The sequence below is a fragment of the Sulfurimonas sediminis genome (genome assembly GCF_014905115.1).
GTDB classification, from domain to species: Bacteria; Campylobacterota; Campylobacteria; order Campylobacterales; family Sulfurimonadaceae; genus Sulfurimonas; species Sulfurimonas sediminis.
The window spans coordinates 540,356-557,047 of sequence record NZ_CP041235.1; the positions used below are offsets into that span (position 1 = coordinate 540,356).

Sequence of the window (16,692 nt, forward strand, 5' to 3'; positions counted from 1 at the left end):
AATCAGCCCCTAAAAATTAAAGTCACTAAGATATTTTATTTCAAATTCTAAGGAAGTATAGCATATCAAAACCATAAAGCTTTTGCAATAGGTTTCACTGTTACCTATTTTTATTTCTGAAAATTCAAGCCGAGAAAATTGTGACTGGGGGTCGATTAACAAAAACATTTTTTTATGTAGTTTTTGAATGTACCCTGTACCTTGATGTAATCTTGATGTGCTTTAACCTTGTACTAACCTTGTACTAACCTTGCAATAAAACCTTTGGGTAATCTTAGGGTATTTTGTTTATTACCTTGCCGTAACCTTACCCTAAATTTCATCTTCAAAATCATCAAGCAAAATATTAACATTTCCGTCACTTCTAATCATTGCTACATACAGACCTTTACTCGTTCCCTTTTGTAAAGTTCTCGGTTTATGTGTTGTACCTCTTGTAATCTCATTTGATAAAAACACTCTAAAATCTTCAAAGGTTATTAAAGTAGTCCATTCCTTAAAAACTTCTAAGTTCTCGACCTGTTGCCTTATAAGTTCTAATATCTCCTTGTCTGTTTTGCTTGTAATCTCTTTGCTTAGTTGTATCATTGTTGTAATTGTCATTTTTTAATCCTATCTTTGTATGTATTCTTTTATCTGTTTGTTTTATAGCCCTAAAACTCATTGTAAGCGTTTACAAGCCATTAAATCTATTTTTCTATACCTAAGTATGCCTTTTAGTCAAAAGTGCTTCTATGGCTTCTATTTGATTGGTTTTATATTCTGCCAAAAGATATACTTTAAAAACTAATCTTATATGCTCTTATCTCTTTAACATTTAGATAAATGCTCTTTAAAAAAGAAAAAAAGATAAAAGCTCGTTTGTATTTCTTTTTTACTTTGTAAAGGATTACTACTTTGTTGTAGTCGATTTTTTAGACTACTAAAATTTAGACTGCTAAAAAATCGACCCCTTTATCTAAAGGGTACGAAAAAATCGCCCCCTATTCATAAATGTAACTTTCTGCGAACCCCTCGCCATCTTTTATTTTTAGCCATTCTTTGCCTACATACTGCAACATTGTGCTACTAATTCTATACTCTGAATATTTTGTAGCACTGTCTATTCTGCCACCTTTTGACTTTTTTATAGTAATAAGTCCTTTCTGTTCTGCCGTGTTAATGGTATTCCGCAAAGTGACTCTTTTTAACCCTGTTGCTTTCATTAACCAACTAAAGGACAAATGGTCGCTAACTTTCCCAAAGTGTAAAGTTTTTCTTTTTATTACAAGTAGCAAATCTCTTTCATTTCTTAAAAAATTAGAGTCCATTATGAATTGAAATAATAGGCTTTTGTAAAACTCATCAATCTTGTACTTTTTTCCGTTATGGTCAAATACTATCTGCTGTGGTTCACTCATTTTCTTTTCTCCCTGTATGTTTAATTTTTTGTGCCACTTCGTAAATAGCATCACGGTATTTGTATTCCTCGTCCTCGTTCTCTCTTATAGGCTTGAATAAATCAAAGAAGTATCTATTATCAAGCTCTATGAGTGCCTCTGCTGTCTGCTGTGTGATGTCTATCGTTATGTTATATACTCCCATCTTTCAAACCTTTCAGATATTTTTTTAATATCATCAAATGTTAAAACACTTACTATCTTGTAGCCGTTACATGTAAATACTTTTATTTTCATCTTACACCACCTTATAAGTAACACCCGCAACTTTTAAAGCTGTGAGTGTAGATAGGTTAATCATTCTGTAACCACCTGCTACCATATCCCAAACAGTTATTAAGCTGTTCTTTACACTTGCCCCGTTCTTTCCCCTTTTAGATTTTTGGCGACTCCTAATCGTGCTACCATTTTTCTAATGCTTCCATCTTTTTTGATGAACTCGCAACTAAAAATCTTGCCGTGAGTTGATTTAATAATCTCATCAACTTTGTATCTTGATACTTGCATTATGCTACCTCCTCTAAGTTGTAATTTGCTTCGATAAATTCCGATATTGCTTCCTCGATAGAGATACCAGCGTCAAGAGATAACCCGATAATCTCTAAAAGCTCCTCTTTGCTTACTTCATCTTTGATGTCGTTTAGTGTGAGTCGTGTTTTCATTTTTTTAAGCCTTTTTCTAATCATTTGATTAGTTATTATTTTAAAAGTATAATCTAATGATTATTAATAATAACTTAAAGTATAATTATTTGATTATATTTATGTGATTTATGTTATACTTTTGATTATAAAACATAAAAAAGGTGCATAATGAATAATGAAGAGTTTAAATCGTTACTAAAAAAAGCTTCACTTACTAAAAAATCGTTTAGTGAGCTTGTAGGTACATCAACGCAAGGCATTAATAATTGGAGCAATAAAGATAGAGGTATTCCCTATTGGGTCAAATCTTGGCTAACCCTCTACATAGAAAACAAAGAGTGCAAAGAGTTAAAAGAGATTATAAAAGCTAATGTTTGCAATGGGTAGTTCAACTTCTGAACTTTGAGTAGTTCTGCTATCGTTCTATGGGGTGTCGCTAAATTTTCGACACCTCTATGATGTCAGTATTCCGATATTATGCTATTCTGCTTAGCTTTGCTTCCGTTTTGCTTTCGTTTGCTTCCACTTTTTTGTGAAGTCTTAAATAGGAATATAATCCCATTTATGGGTTTTCCAATATTCTATACTTTGACGCTGGTTAAATCTTCGACCGTTTAGGTGTCGCTAATACCGCCGTAAAACGAATAACAACTTTGTAACTACTACATATTAAACAAACCTGTGCTATAATTTCAATCAAGTAAGGTAATTACTTCGTGGGTAGCTCCCACATTTCAACACTGTAAGGGGTAGGGCTTCGGTCTTATCCCTTTTTTTTTGCTTAATTTTTTGGCATTTAGTGGGCAGTGTTGGGTGGGAGTGTTGAAAAAAGGAGTATTATGCTTCTAAAAGTAATTACCTTACTGCTACTACTTGGTTATCTTACTAAGTTGTTTTAGCATGAGAGAGGGTAGCTCCCTCTCTTGTTTAATCATACGAAAATCATCAAAAAAACCACCATAAAACCTCTTAAATTACTTTTGATGTATCATTACTGCTTTTGAGGATTAAAAGGCTTGTAGGGCTTTATTTTTTACACTATCCTTTACATGTAACCAAAATTTCTTTACACCTGTATGCTTACAATTTAAAGAAACTTTCAAAATGATACAATTCCTTTACACTTTGAAAAAAAGTTTTAAATAGTGAAATGGTGCGGTGCGTACTACCCTCGTTCAAATAATGCTCCAGGAGTACCTTAATGCACCTCTAAGCCATTATTTCACTTTTGAGGCTCTAAACTCTTTTATAAGTTCTTCATCATACCGCTTGATAAAACTATTCCATTGCAGGAGTAGCGTTTTGCCGTTGTCTATCTTGATAAACTCTATAAAACTGCTTTCGTCATCTTTGCCTTGATGAATATGCGTGATTTTAATTTCTTTCATCTTCTAATACCTCCCTAACTGTTCTTTGGTCGTCTGCACTGTACTGACTGCTTAACGCCTCTTGTACCTGTTGCAAATTGTAAATTAATGCGGTTTCTAAACTTAGCAGGTCATCAGCATTTATTCGTGAAGTATAATTATGTTGTGCATACATTAAAAAGTGTTCGTACTTTTTCCCTGCTTCTTTTTCATTTGTTTTTTGCATCTTTTTTTGTCCTTTTTTCTCTATTTTTGAAACTTAAATTTAACTAAAAGGTGCATTTAGCTGTTGTCATAATATAAGGCTAAAAAACACCTCTTAAACCTCGTATTTACCGTATGGTGCATTTAGCTGTTGTCAATATGGTCACTACTGCTTACTATACTCTACGCCTCAACACTAAGAAGATGATGAAGTGAGAGAAAGAGAAAGTAAAAGAGAGAAAAGAGAGTGAGAATATAAAAAGGTTATTTTTGCACTTTTGCTAATTTCCAGCTTTTAACTGTTCTTAGTGATACATGTAAATCATCAGCTATCTGTTGCAGTGTTAAGCCTCTCTTTCGTAACTCTATGCCCTCATCTTTTTTAACTTTAAACTTCTCTCTTTTTTTCTCTACTGCAATATGTCCACCTTTTGCGTGAGCCTCTTTTAGTTCTTTACATGTAAGTTTTGTTTTCCAGCTACTCCTATCAAGCAAAAACATACTCTTGGCTTTTTTCATCAGTTCCCTGTGCGAATATCCAAACCCACCCTTCAACGCCATTAAGTTAAGCAATGAGAAGAACTAAAAAATAGCTTGAAGTTTTAAAAAAAACTATAAAAAACATTTTGTAAAATCTTTACAAACCACTTAATATAGGGATTTCAAAGCTATCTGAAAGTGTTATTTGAGTATAATATATTTATATATTAAGGGTTGGTTATGTTAAAAAAAACTATCGAAATTTCGGGAGTTTTTAAAGACAAAAAAAGAGAAGAATCTTTCCAGATGAAACATAAAATTGGAATAAATTCTTTTACAAGGGATAGAAAGCTAGGGTTTGCTAAAATTATGACTATGATGATTAAAAAGAGTAATAAATCTTTACAAAACAGCATTAATGATACACAACTTGCTTTAGGTGAAGATGTCACTATCTCTAATAGTGCATATACGCAAGCACGAGCGAAACTTAACTATACAGCATTTGAAGAGTTTGCACAGATGGCAGCTGAAATCTTTTACAAAGATGGAGATTATGAAACCTATAAAGGATATAGAATCTTAGCTGTAGATGGTTCTATTGTAACACTTCCAAATACAGAGGATGTAAAAAAAGAGTTTAATCCTATGAAGGTTAAATGTCAGATAAAAGATTATGCTAAAGATGTCTCTCAAGCACGAGTATCTTGCCTCTTTGATGTGCTTAATAATATTGCACTTGATTCTTGTATTGAGAATAAAAATAGTAGTCAAATAAATGAGCTTATAGCTTATGATGAGCGAACTCTAGCGATGAATCACTTTGAGTATTGTAAAGAGGATGATTTAGTGCTTATGGATAGAGGTTATCCATCATTTGAACTCTTTGCAGTTGCTTATAATAAAACAAAAATAGTTTGTCGTATTAGAACAAATAGCTTCTCAAAAGCTAAGTTTCTTTTTGCTCCACATAGTGAAAAAAAAGATGTGATACTTGAGATAAATGCTCCTAAAATCATAAGAGATGATCTAAAAAGTCTGAATTTACCTACAAAGTTAAAAATACGATTTGTACAGGTAATTTTAGATAACGGTACTGTAGAAGTGTTGGCAACAAATGTACTTGATAGAGAAGTACTTAAAACATCAGAGTTTAAAGAGTTATACTCTCTTAGATGGGGAATTGAGACATACTTTGATTTGATAAAAAATAGACTCTCTTTAGAAAACTTTACAGGTCAAAGTGCATTATCAGTAAAACAAGATTTCTTTGCAACTATCTTTTTGACAAACTATGAATCTGCCATGACATACGACATAAACCAAGACCTAAAAGAGAAAACCAAAGAGAATAAATATATCCAAAAAGTAAATAAAGCAGTCTCTTTTAATATCATCAAACATAAGGTATTTGACCTTTTTTATTTGGATGAACCAATAGAAGATATGCTTGAGCAGATGGAGAAACTTTTTCTGACAAATACAATAGTAATTCGACCAAATAGGAAATCAAAACCACGGCTGGATAAAGATATACAAAAGTCCACCATAGCCACCAATTCGATAAATTATCTTAAAATGAAGAAGAAAAATGTTGGAAACTAATCAGCAGGAAGTTCGTAAATTAGGTGGTTGTAGGCTTAACTTAATGGCGTTGAACCCACCCTTAGAATTGAAGTGAAATGCAATAGCAATAACTGCTTCAACATGTAACTGCCCCTCGTAATGTAATCTTTGACAATATAAAGTTAATGACCGCATAAACTCTTTTTTATCACTTGGATATAAAGGCTTATGAAACTTGATAAACTTGTTAAAATGCTTCCCTAAACTTGAAACAGTATAAACCCTCTCTATACCCTCTAAAGGCTCGTACTCATCAAATATGACTTTAGGTGCTCGCTCTTGTATCTGCACCTTAATAGAGGCTATGCGTTGCCACTCTCTCCAGCTTTGCGGTGGGTGTTGAAAATGGTATAATACATTTAAGATTTTTGTACCATCTGTACGACTAAGCCACCGTATCCTACTCGGTGGTGGTAAACCCCATAACTCACTATCAAAATCAGATACTATTCTAAGACTTATTCCCCACTGCATTGATTTTACCAGCTAATCGGTTGAGGTACTTTTTAGCTCTCTCTGCATTCTCATCACTCATATTTAGCCTACGCTTTAAGTGTCTGCCCTCTGTCGGGTCGTTCCACTCTATAAGCTCTATGCCTTGGTCTTTTATCTGTCCGAAATACTGATTGGTATTACTTGCAAAAACATCACTGCTTATAACCGTTTCTCCTGCTAAAAACTTTTGAAGTATCTTAGCTGTGTGTGATAATTTTTTCTTTGCCATCTATGCCACCTCATCAGTTAAAAGCATTGCTTCGTGCTGTATCATCTCTTTAGTGAGCTTAAAGGCTTCGTGATACTCAACTTCACGCTTAATAAAGTCATAGAGTAGCTTTATAAGAAAATCTTCAAGCGTTTCGATACTCTCCATCATTGCACCGTTAAAAACATCACGGGGGCTTTGTGTACCTTTTGGCTTGATAATTCCTAATGATTTATAAACCAACTGCGTGAGCTTTATATAATAGGGGCATTTGCCTTTTTTGTAGGGTGTAGCTCTTTGCGTCTGTGCATACTCACAAAACGCTTTTATAGCCTCGCTTAACTCTTTGCGTGTAGCTTTTGCCTCTGCTCTTGTTTGTATCCATTCACTGTTTAGCCTATTGGCTTTGGCTGTTGCTTCAATTATAAGCTTTTCATTGTGAATTGTTTGTATTTTTTCCTTTATATACATATCGCATTTAACTGCAAATTCAGGGCTTAGCCACCGCATAAAAACAATAGCCAAATCACTATGAATATAAGTGCCTCCATATTTTCCTTTTATGGAATATTTTAAGCCTTTATCATCAGTTTTAAAGTGGTGGTTTTTTCTCACTTTAAAAACTGCTTCTTTGTATTCTAAAAAGCTCTTTGAGTTTAAAAAATCTCGTAACTGGTACTTATCCTTTCCAAACTGCTTGGCTAAATGTGTAGCGTTTATATAAAGCACCTCATCGCTAAGTAACTGTGAAATGTCAATAACTAAATCTTTGCCTTGTATTGTTAAGAGGTCATACTTTTTCATGATGCCACCTCATCACTATTAAAAAGTTCTTCAAGTTCTGCAACAGAAAAAACCGTAACCCTCTCGCTAATCTTTTTAGGCGTTAATCTACCATTTTTAGCATATAGCCATACAGTGGATAAGCCTATTCCGTAGATACTTGCTACCTCTTTAGCTCGTATGTATTTCTTTTGTGTTTGTATTGTTTCTTTCATTTTTAATGCTCCAAATAATGAAACATAATCGATTATATTTTGTTGGTAAGATTATTAGCTAAATATTTTTTGAATACTCTATGTGAATTTAATAGAGTTCATCTTACATGAGGGAATTATAAGAGAATTGTTTTTTTTAAGTGATGTTTAGAAATAAATCTAAAACCGTACTTATTTTTTTAAATTGTGCTAATAGGAAGTTGAAAGATATTTAAAGTTTTGTATTGTGTATTTTGAGTTCTAAAAGCTTTTTTAAGAAATGAAAAAGATATTTTTTTAGTATTATAAACAAAAGAGAAATAGACACTATACAAATGCCCTTGTTTATACTTTTCTTTTGCTACCTTATAAAATTTATACCATATTGCCTTATTATATGCTAACTTATCTTCTCTTTCATATCCTGCGGTTATACCGTCGTCTAACCATTTTAATTCATTAACAATAGCTTTATACTCTCTTAATAAGTCATAATAGTTGACTAATATTTTAAAGAGATTTACATAATGATATTGTCCTTTGTCATTTTTTGCTATTTGATTAAGTCCTTCTTTTTTCATCATGTTTAAAAGTTCAGTTTTATACCTACCTGCTCCTAATATGTCATTTTGAAGTTTATAGATACAATCATTCAAATGATGTAAAATACTTTTATGTAAAATCTTTATTTTACCAGAACGTGTAATTACTTTTGTAGTTGCTTCCGAGATATTTTCATAGGTATTATAAAGTGCGTCAATCTTTTCATCTTGCGATAATTCTTCATCAGTTCCGTAATCATTGTAATCTTTGGTTATATTATTTAATTCTAATTGTATATTATCTTTAACTGTTTGCAATTCATATTCAATCAATCGTTCCTTTAAGTCATGATAATTTTCTTCTATGATTTCAACTCCAACTTTTTCATATACATTTTTTATTTTTTTATAACTTTGTATTTCATATCTAACTATAAGTTCTTTGCACTCATCATTAAAAAATATCTGAATATCTTTTGCACAATATTGCAAAGATAAAAGCTTTTCAAGTTCTAAATGATTATCAAGTTCGCATTGTAATTCATATTCTTTTTTATTTTGTTCTATTTCAATAAATAATTCTTCAAAATACTTTTTAATTTCATCTATTTTGTAATCTGTATGCAATTTAATAGCTAAAATAATTTCTTTTATATTCTCATAGTTATACTCTAAATCTTCAATACAAAGCAATTCATTGTAAATATAATCTTCTAATTCTATTGAGTAAAACATATCTTCAACATTAAATGAATATAACTCTAATGTTTCACTGTCATAATTTACAACTTTCTTAATAGTTTTTATAATTCTTATGCTTTCAACTAATGACAAAGAAACCCCAAATAATTGATACACCTTGCTTTTCAAATCATATGAAAAATAATTATCCATAAAATTTATACTCCGTTCTATTAGATTACACCATCATATTCAAACATTCATAAAAAAAAGATATACATTGCATTATGTCATACTTCTTTAGATTATTAATTTTTTGAGATTAACTCTTTTTGTGTTATAATTGCACTCGATAAGCAAAACTTACTTCCTTTACTTGACTGATTATCAGGTAACGGCACTGTAAAAGCTCGGCTTCTTTTTGAGGTCGGGCTTTTTTTTTGCCTTTTTTTTGGCATTTCGTGGGAAGTGTTGGGTGGGAGTGTTGAAAAAAAGGAGTATGTTTTGCTTATCAAAATACTCATTTTATTGTTAGTCATTGGCTACTTAACAAAGCTATACTAGCAATAAAATAGAGGGGATTAATCGCCCCCTCTACCTTTGCAAATCATCAAGATAATCACTCCACCACTGCATAAGCTCCACCCGCTCATTAAGATATTTTGCACGGTTATATGCTTGGCTTACGCTGTTGCCTACACTGTGGGCTAACTGTGTTTCGATTACATCATATTTAAAAGGGCTTTTTTCGTGTGCTATTGTGCTAAACATAGCCCTAAACCCGTGCGGTGTAAATTCCTCTTTAGTGTAGCCCATTCGCCTAATAGCTCCTAATAATGCCCCATCACTTAACGGCGTGGTTTTGCTTTTTGTGCTTGGGAATAAGTAAGGACTGTCGCCACTGTAAAGCTGTATTTCTTCTATAAGTTCTATGATGGTGTTACTTAGGGGTATAATAAACTCATCTTTTGTTTTCATCTTTTTAGCTGGGATTACCCACTGCTTAGCGTTGAGGTCTATTTCACTCCATAATGCTAATCGTGCGTTACTTGGTCTTACAAAAGTATAGGCTAACATCAAAAGGGCGTATTTGGTAGAGAGTTCGCCCCCGTACTCTTTTATACTTATGAGTAAGTTTTTTATGCCTGTATCATCTGTAATGGTCGGGTAATGCTGTTTTGTTTTTTTCCCTAATATTTCTTCCAGTAAAACATCAGCACATGGGTTTCTTTCAGCCTTTGCGTTTGCTACTGCCCACTTAAAGGTTTTACTAATTGCATAAAAAAGTTTTCTCGCACTATCATTCACGCCTCGCTTATTCATAATCTGCATTATGTTTATGATGTCTTTTGCTACAACATCATCTATGTTTTTATTTCCTATGTATTTAAAACAGTCATTTTTAAATGCGTTTATAGTTCTTTTGTAGTGAGCTTCGCTAAATGTATCTTTCTGTTTTTCTAAGCGTTCTAAGGCTATGTTTTCAAAAGTGTTTAGGTTTTTAATTGCTTCTTGCTTTTGTAGCTCTTTCTTTTCTTTTTTTAGTTCGTTTGGATTGATACCGTTTGCTATGTCTGTTTTATGTTTTTCTCTTAACTCTCTGGCTGTCGATAATGTTATTTCAGGATAAGCCCCTAAAGATATTTTATTCTCTTTATTTTCAAACTTATATTTTAGCTTCCAGTGTTTGCCACCTGCTTTTGTCACTAAAAGATATAAGCCCCCACCGTCACTAAGCTTATAATCTTTTTCTTTGGGTTTCGCTTGTTTAATCTGTGTAGCTGTAAGTGGTGTTATAGTTCGTGCCATAGGTAACCTTTAAGTATTATGGGGGCTAAATGAATAAGCCCTTTTTTGTATTTTAGGGGCTTATTGATTTTGTATTAATTGGCTATTTTGTATTAAGCCCCCTAATCAGCCCCTAAAAAGTTGAGATAACTATACTACACATTAGATTAAGTTAGACTAAAGAAGTAGTTTAAAGTTCGTATTTTAGGGGGTTTTATGGAGTTTATTAGATGGGATTAAATTGTTACTTGGTGGAGCTGTGCGGAATCGAACCGCAGTCCGAAACCTGGCTACTCCCAACGTCTACATGCTTAGAAAGGTTGTTTAATCTCGTCTTGCTTCACACAACCTGCAAAGCTACGCAAGACCAGCCTCATAGATTCGTCTTGAGCTGAAGCGTACTCAAGATATATCTAAATGAAAGGTTATACTTCGAGCCCTGCTTATTTAGAATCCACAGGTGAAGCAGCCCGCCTCTTACGAGGGGTTAAAACTTAAGCTACTGCTAAAGCTGGGCGATAATTTGTATTGTTTGCGTTTAAGCAATTGTGAGCCGTCTAACGGAATGCTCAGTCCGACATGCAGTTGGGAGCCACCAGATCCCGTCGAAACCAGGTCAGCCCCATATTTGTTACTTATTTTAAAAGTAATGTCTTATTATATCAAATTTTTTTGTTCATTTGTAAACAGCAGAGTGATTTATTGTATCCAGGCTGTTATGGTATTTGAGAGTTTTGTGATGAAATGCCTTGTCCTAAAGCCAAAGTATCTGTAACAGTGCAAAACAAGATTGAGTTTTTTGCCATATTTTATTATATAAAAAAGAATTCTTTCATAGTAAATGATTATATCTCCTGCTGGTATAGGTTGTATATTTTTGATTTTTTTTGTTTTGCCGATAACAAAAGTTATGACAATAGCGACAAGCAGAGGATAAAGAAAAGGCAGTGGACTGAGTTTGTATATAAGCTCCAAAGAAGCTTCCAGTATAAACGGCAAAGTAAGAATAATCCCCAAAAGCAACACCCACGGCCACAGCAGAGGAACATTTGCTTTTACTCCAAAAGGAGTCGAAGAAGGTCGGACCAAATAGAGCAATCTTATCATAAGCAGTGTCGTACCGAGAGTCCCAACAAAAAGAAGCATCCCAAGCAGTGTACTCCATGGTGTTGGAAAATAATTTATATAATCTTTTACCAAATATTTGGCTACCATACCACTGCTGTAGGGAAAAGCTGCTAATGCAAGTGCAGGGATGAGCAGTCCAAACCAGAGAGCGTATCTCTGTTGTCTATTTGTGTCTCCAAGCATACCGACACCCAAAAACAGGGCTCCTTTGTTTAGTCCGTGATGCAACGCAAAAAAGGTGATGCCGACTACAATACTCTCCCAGTATTGAGGCAGATAGAACCCAAACCCTGTAAGCATTGTCATGATGCCCATTTGACTGATACTGGAGTAGGCCAAGAGCGTTTTTGGATTACGCTGTGTCACTCCTGCAATGACACCGTAAAATTGAGCTGCAATTCCCAATACTATAAAACTCAGCGCCCAGTTTACGGAGAAGATTTCACCTAAAGGAAGAAAACGCAGCCATCCCAGAAGGCCGGCATTTATCATTGCACCGGAAAGAACTGCACTTGCGGGAGTAGGTGCAACGGGATGGGCAAGCGGTAACCATACATGTAAGCCGATGACACCTGCTTTTATGCCAAAAGCAATAAAAAGTAAAAAGATGATGAAGTTTTTATCCGGAGTGTTTGTTAGTCCGCTACGCAATGCTTCAAATGAAGTGGCATCAGATATCTGTGCCAGTAATAAAAAAGCAACAAAGAGCATCACCTCTCCGATCACAACCAAAACTATATAAACCAAGCCTGCGTGAAAGGCTTTGTTGTCTCTGTTGAAAACAACAAGACCATAAGAGGCAAGGCTCATGAGCGTGAAAAAAAGATAAAAACTGAAAATATCCTGTGATACAATAAGCCCAAAATTTCCTGCCATTGTCAGCAGAAAAAAACTATAAAAAGAGACCTGTTTTTTTTCTTCTGGGAAATAGGCTTTTGTATAAAGAGCGGCAACAAGCCAAAGGAGCGAACTTCCAAGTAAGAAGAGTGAACCTGTAGTGTCGAGTCCGATCTGAACCCCCAGTATCAGCCACGGAAATTCCAAATGAAATGTGTCAGGGGAGACAAACAAAGCAGCTAAAAGTGCGGGAAGTGCTGCCCATGGGACCAGAGACAAAACTACGGCACGGATTTTTTTAACAGCAAGTACAGGTACTGACATCAAAGGCCAGAGTACACCAAACAGGAGCAAACTCTCCACAAATTTTTCATACATTTTAAAAGAACTCCCGCTGTGTAATGAGATGCACCCATGCCAAAGGGCTCCATGGTGAGGCGGCAAAGAGACCAAAACAAAGAGAAAAAAATGCTGTAATGAGCGGTGGCCATAAGAGACTGAGCTTTGTTTCTGCCTTTGGAAAATTATGTTCATCCGGCCAGGACTCCGGAGGTGCCAAAAACCATGCCCGGTAGAGAATAGGCAAAAAGTATCCGGCATTTAAAAGACTGCTGCCGGCAAGTATGAATATGACCCATTCCTGTCCGCACTCCAAGGCTCCAAGCCCAAGGTACCATTTTGTGACAAACCCCGCAATAGGAGGTATGCCAATCATACCGAGTGCGCCGACAGTAAAAGAGACCATAGTCCAGGGCATACGCTTTGCGATACCGTTCATCTGACTGATATGATGCACACCAAGTGTTTCTGCAAAATTTCCTGCTCCAAAAAAGAGTGTGATTTTCATGACACCCTGATGGACTAAATGGATAACGCCTCCTGTAGTGGCTACAGGACCTACAAGCGCAATACCCAGAATAATATATGAGACCTGGCTTATTGTAGAATAAGCCAGTCTTCGTTTGAGGTTATCTTGAAAAAGTGCTCTGAGTGAACCGTATATAATTGTGAACGAAGCTATAACAGCAAGAGGGGTTGTCAGACCAAGAAATGCCGCTGTTTCAAGACCGTATACCTCGTATACAACGCGTACAATTCCAAATGCTCCTGCTTTAACCACAGCAACTGCGTGTAAAAGAGCACTGACCGGTGCCGGCGCCACCATTGCTTTTGGCAGCCATCCGTGAAGAGGAAAGAGTGCCGCTTTGACACCAAATCCTGCAATCAAAAGGATGAAAATAAAGACAAGAGCAAAGGAGTGTTCCTGCGTGAGTGTGGAAACAAAGCCTTTTGGTGTAAATTCAAGTGTGTCGCTCAGGGTGTAAAGCCATACTGTTCCTAAAAGCAATAAGGCGCCGCCTATGAGGGTGTATACAAGATAGACGGCACCTGCAAGACGCGACTCTTCTGTCCCTCTGTGAATTATAAGAGGATAGGCCGAGAGTGTCAGAATCTCGTAAAAAAGCAAAAAGGTGATGAGGTTTCCAGATAAAGCTATACCGATAGTAGCGGTAATACAGAGATTGAAAAACCCGAAGAAACGGCTGCTGTGAGCTGAACCCTCAAGGTAACCGATTGCATAGACAGTGGTGATAAACCATAAAACACTTGAAAGCCCTGTGAAGAAAAGCGCAAAAGGTCCGGCACGCAGGCTGATATCAAGGTTTTGAATCAGAGGCAGGCGTATTTCATAAGATTGACCATAATAGACTCCGACAAACATCCATAGGACTAAGACAAGTGTTATGCAAATTCCCAAAAGATTCAAAAGTGTACGCAGAGTACGCTGTTTTTCTGAAAGTCTAAAGATTATGAGTGCAGGTAAAAAAGAGCTCAGTACCACAAAAAGCGGTATATAGGTGTTTAAACTCATGGAGCTGCTCCTATAATGCCAAAGGGATTGCCGATATGTATCAGTGCAAGCAGAGGTGTTGCAAAAAATCCCAGTAAAATTGCCATGACTGCAAAAAATAAAGGCACAATCTCCATAGAGAGAGGAATCTGCTTTGTTTCCTGTGCTACAGCGGCTTTTGTAAATGTAAATCCTAAAACCTTGAAAATATATCCTGCAGCCAATAATCCGCCCAGAAGAATGACCAGGGTGATGCCCCAGTTATTGTTTGCAATAGATGCTTCGAGCAGAAACCATTTGCCTATAAAACCACCGCTGAGTGGTAAGCCGATGATACTTACCCCTGCCAGAGCAAAAGCAGCCGTGCTTAAAGGAAGTCTCTGTGCAATGCGATCAAGATCAATGATACGGTCATGCCCGTGAAAATGCAACAGATTTCCCGCTACAAGGAACAAGGCACTTTTTGCCAGTGCGTGTGAGAGCATGAGATATATGAGTGCACTCCATGCTATGGACATCCCTCCCAAAGCAAGAGAAAAAGCAATAAAAAGATAGCCTACCTGGGCTACAGTGGAGTAGGCTATGAGCAGTTTGAGCCGAGTTTGAACAAGTGCCGAAACAGAGCCCCACACAACAGCCACAGACCCAAGCAAGGCAAAGAATATTTCAAAATAAAAACTGTTCAGAGGAAGGAAAAGAGATAGCCATAAACGCAGCTGTATATATATGGAAGCTTTAATGATAAGTGCCGACAAAATTGCACTGATGGGAGCCGGGGCACTTGCATGTGCAGGCGGAAGCCAAAAATGCAAAGGGAAAAGAGCACTTTTTAAAAGCAAGCCGGCGCTCATGAGACCCATGGCAGCCCAGGCAACAGGAACAGATTTTATTTTTGTTGCAAGCAGAGCCATATCGACACTCCCAAAACCATGATAGAGCAGGGCAACTCCCAAAAGATAAGCAAGCGAACCCAAAAGTGTTACCAATAGATACCGCATAGCTCCGATGAGTGCTTCTTTGGTATTGCTCAAAGCAGTCAAAGAAGCAGATGCCAGACCTATAAGTTCCAAAGTCACATAAAAATTAAAGATATCCTGTGATAAAAAAAGAGCATTGAGCCCGGTTATCAAAAACAGCCATAGCGGCCAAAACCAGAGAGATTGTCTGTGTGTGAAATATTTTTTTGCATAGATACCGGCTCCCAAACCAATCAGGGCAGTAAGCCCCAGCATAACAAGGCTCAGACCATCTATGTAGAGGTTGATACCCAAAGGCGCACCCCAACCGCCGACAAGATGATAATAGGCACCGCTTTCAAGCAGTTTTACAGCAACACCAACGACAATAAAAAGGGTAAGAAGAAGTGTTGTGATGGCAATTGTCTGGTTGAATTTTGGTACAAGAAAAGAGAGCACTCCTCCAAAAATCGGCAATAAAATTAAAAAAACCTCCATTATTCTTTTTCCAGGTTTGAGAGTTCTGCTTTGCCTGTTTTTGCTGCAATTTTTATCATAAAAACCAGGGCCAGGGCTGTTGCTGAGATGGCAACTACTATTCCTGTGATGACCATGGCCTGCGGCACAGGGTCCTGTTGTACGGATATACCGGGCAGAGAAAGAGAAACAAGGAGAAGAAAAACGCCGCTTCCCATGATATTTATTGCCAGAAGCTTTCGTAGAAGATGCGGCTGTAAAATGAGTGCATACAAACCTATGCAAAAAAGTCCAATTCCGGTAAGCGGATACAAAAGCAAGGTATTCAATTTTCATCCTTTGAATGGGAGAAAACAGCAACAAAGAGATTAAAAAGTGTGACGCCTATCGAAACTGTTGCAGCCGCTTCAAGAAGAAAAATAAAAACAGAAGCCTGCGTTGGGGAAAACTCAAGAAGCGTATGAGAGAGCAGGAGGGTTCCTGCCGAGATCAGAAAAAAAACAAGTAAACTTATCGCTATAAGAAGTCGCACAAAGAAATGTTTCACAGACAAATTAAACTTCCATCCGCTTAAAAAAATTAAAATTCCAGTAGCACTTATAACAGAACCCGCCTGAAAAGCACCTCCTGGAGCATGTGCGCCTACCCATAAGAGGTAGGCAGCAAGCAAGAGCAGTATGGGCACTAGAATGCCTCCCAGCCTTTTGAGTACCGGACTGTGCAAAAGAGATTTTGCTCCTCTTTTTGAATGACTTAATGAGTAAACACTCACAAGAGAGATAAACAAAACAGACATTTCCAGCAGGGTATCATAGGCACGAAAGTTCATAAGTACTGCTGTCACAGGATTGGAAACTCCACTGTTTTGTATCTGCAGATGCACTGTCCGGGCAAGCCCTTGTGCAGGGTGGGACATAGAAAGAACCGAGTAGGCCAGTCCTGTAAAAAGAAGCAGTGTCAAAATGAGAGTAACAAAACGGATCATCATCTA

General features: G+C 36.3%; 20 protein-coding genes and 1 other RNA gene. 2 read left to right on the plus strand and 19 right to left on the minus strand.

The annotated features are described in order from the left end of the window. Window positions 1–312 precede the first annotated feature (312 nt). The 5 genes from FJR45_RS03025 to FJR45_RS03045 all read right to left on the minus strand — a co-directional run bounded on the left by FJR45_RS03025 (window position 313) and on the right by FJR45_RS03045 (window position 2,101). The gene (locus tag FJR45_RS03025) at window positions 313–603 is read right to left on the minus strand and encodes a hypothetical protein (protein WP_193151287.1); all 291 of its coding nucleotides are present in this window, start codon (window positions 601–603) and stop codon (window positions 313–315) included. 380 nt (window positions 604–983) lie between these two features. Continuing rightward, window positions 984–1,400, minus strand: a complete 417-nt coding sequence (locus FJR45_RS03030) for a replication protein (protein ID WP_193151288.1) — start codon at window positions 1,398–1,400, stop codon at window positions 984–986. Beyond that, the gene (locus tag FJR45_RS03035) at window positions 1,393–1,584 is read right to left on the minus strand and encodes a hypothetical protein (protein ID WP_193151289.1); all 192 of its coding nucleotides are present in this window, start codon (window positions 1,582–1,584) and stop codon (window positions 1,393–1,395) included. The genes FJR45_RS03030 and FJR45_RS03035 overlap by 8 nt, the downstream gene beginning before the upstream one ends. A 203-nt stretch (window positions 1,585–1,787) precedes the next feature. Next, entirely contained in the window at window positions 1,788–1,946 is a 159-nt protein-coding gene (locus FJR45_RS03040; RefSeq protein WP_193151290.1) for an SH3 beta-barrel fold-containing protein, read from the minus strand. Continuing rightward, complete coding sequence (locus FJR45_RS03045; protein WP_193150850.1) at window positions 1,946–2,101, minus strand: hypothetical protein; 156 nt, start codon at window positions 2,099–2,101, stop codon at window positions 1,946–1,948. The genes FJR45_RS03040 and FJR45_RS03045 overlap by 1 nt, the downstream gene beginning before the upstream one ends. Before the next feature lie 150 nt (window positions 2,102–2,251). On the opposite strand from FJR45_RS03045, the gene FJR45_RS03050 reads away from it, so the two are divergent. Beyond that, window positions 2,252–2,470 carry an XRE family transcriptional regulator gene (locus FJR45_RS03050; RefSeq protein ID WP_193151291.1) on the plus strand — a complete coding sequence of 73 codons (219 nt, stop codon included), beginning with the start codon at window positions 2,252–2,254 and terminating at the stop codon, window positions 2,468–2,470. An 830-nt stretch (window positions 2,471–3,300) separates the two neighbouring features. Here FJR45_RS03050 and FJR45_RS03055 read toward each other — a convergent pair. From FJR45_RS03055 to FJR45_RS03065, 3 genes are all read right to left on the minus strand, one after another. Next, window positions 3,301–3,471: a hypothetical protein gene (locus FJR45_RS03055; protein WP_193151292.1), complete on the minus strand. Its 171-nt coding sequence runs from the start codon at window positions 3,469–3,471 to the stop codon at window positions 3,301–3,303. Continuing rightward, window positions 3,458–3,676, minus strand: a complete 219-nt coding sequence (locus FJR45_RS03060) for a hypothetical protein (RefSeq protein ID WP_193151293.1) — start codon at window positions 3,674–3,676, stop codon at window positions 3,458–3,460. The genes FJR45_RS03055 and FJR45_RS03060 overlap by 14 nt, the downstream gene beginning before the upstream one ends. 242 nt (window positions 3,677–3,918) lie before the next feature. Next, a complete protein-coding gene (locus tag FJR45_RS03065; protein ID WP_193151294.1) occupies window positions 3,919–4,173 on the minus strand; it encodes a helix-turn-helix domain-containing protein in 255 nt (84 codons plus the stop codon). A 201-nt stretch (window positions 4,174–4,374) separates the two neighbouring features. Between FJR45_RS03065 and FJR45_RS03070 the strand changes: the two genes are divergently transcribed. Continuing rightward, on the plus strand, window positions 4,375–5,739 hold the full coding sequence (locus FJR45_RS03070; RefSeq protein WP_193150409.1) for an IS4 family transposase: 1,365 nt from the start codon (window positions 4,375–4,377) through the stop codon (window positions 5,737–5,739). 472 nt (window positions 5,740–6,211) lie between these two features. Here FJR45_RS03070 and FJR45_RS03075 read toward each other — a convergent pair whose 3' ends face one another. From FJR45_RS03075 to mbhE, 11 genes are all read right to left on the minus strand, one after another. Beyond that, complete coding sequence (locus tag FJR45_RS03075; protein ID WP_193151295.1) at window positions 6,212–6,484, minus strand: hypothetical protein; 273 nt, start codon at window positions 6,482–6,484, stop codon at window positions 6,212–6,214. Then, window positions 6,485–7,267: a KilA-N domain-containing protein gene (locus FJR45_RS03080; protein WP_193151296.1), complete on the minus strand. Its 783-nt coding sequence runs from the start codon at window positions 7,265–7,267 to the stop codon at window positions 6,485–6,487. Further along, complete coding sequence (locus tag FJR45_RS03085) at window positions 7,264–7,461, minus strand: helix-turn-helix transcriptional regulator (protein WP_193151297.1); 198 nt, start codon at window positions 7,459–7,461, stop codon at window positions 7,264–7,266. Before FJR45_RS03085 ends, FJR45_RS03080 begins: the two co-directional genes overlap by 4 nt. 179 nt (window positions 7,462–7,640) lie before the next feature. Further along, the gene (locus FJR45_RS03090; RefSeq protein ID WP_193151298.1) at window positions 7,641–8,876 is read right to left on the minus strand and encodes a hypothetical protein; all 1,236 of its coding nucleotides are present in this window, start codon (window positions 8,874–8,876) and stop codon (window positions 7,641–7,643) included. A gap of 381 nt (window positions 8,877–9,257) precedes the next feature. Then, entirely contained in the window at window positions 9,258–10,472 is a 1,215-nt protein-coding gene (locus tag FJR45_RS03095) for a tyrosine-type recombinase/integrase (protein WP_193151299.1), read from the minus strand. A gap of 228 nt (window positions 10,473–10,700) precedes the next feature. After that, window positions 10,701–11,075: a transfer-messenger RNA gene (gene ssrA, locus FJR45_RS03100) on the minus strand. Between the two features lie 75 nt (window positions 11,076–11,150). Beyond that, complete coding sequence (locus tag FJR45_RS03105; RefSeq protein ID WP_193151300.1) at window positions 11,151–12,794, minus strand: complex I subunit 5 family protein; 1,644 nt, start codon at window positions 12,792–12,794, stop codon at window positions 11,151–11,153. Window position 12,795: 1 nt separating this feature from the next. Next, window positions 12,796–14,289, minus strand: a complete 1,494-nt coding sequence (locus FJR45_RS03110) for a complex I subunit 5 family protein (protein WP_193151301.1) — start codon at window positions 14,287–14,289, stop codon at window positions 12,796–12,798. Then, on the minus strand, window positions 14,286–15,722 hold the full coding sequence (locus FJR45_RS03115) for a complex I subunit 5 family protein (protein ID WP_193151302.1): 1,437 nt from the start codon (window positions 15,720–15,722) through the stop codon (window positions 14,286–14,288). The genes FJR45_RS03110 and FJR45_RS03115 overlap by 4 nt, the downstream gene beginning before the upstream one ends. Continuing rightward, on the minus strand, window positions 15,722–16,030 hold the full coding sequence (locus tag FJR45_RS03120) for an NADH-quinone oxidoreductase subunit K (RefSeq protein WP_193151303.1): 309 nt from the start codon (window positions 16,028–16,030) through the stop codon (window positions 15,722–15,724). The genes FJR45_RS03115 and FJR45_RS03120 overlap by 1 nt, the downstream gene beginning before the upstream one ends. Continuing rightward, window positions 16,027–16,689 carry a hydrogen gas-evolving membrane-bound hydrogenase subunit E gene (mbhE, locus tag FJR45_RS03125; RefSeq protein WP_193151304.1) on the minus strand — a complete coding sequence of 221 codons (663 nt, stop codon included), beginning with the start codon at window positions 16,687–16,689 and terminating at the stop codon, window positions 16,027–16,029. Before mbhE ends, FJR45_RS03120 begins: the two co-directional genes overlap by 4 nt. Window positions 16,690–16,692: the final 3 nt, after the last annotated feature.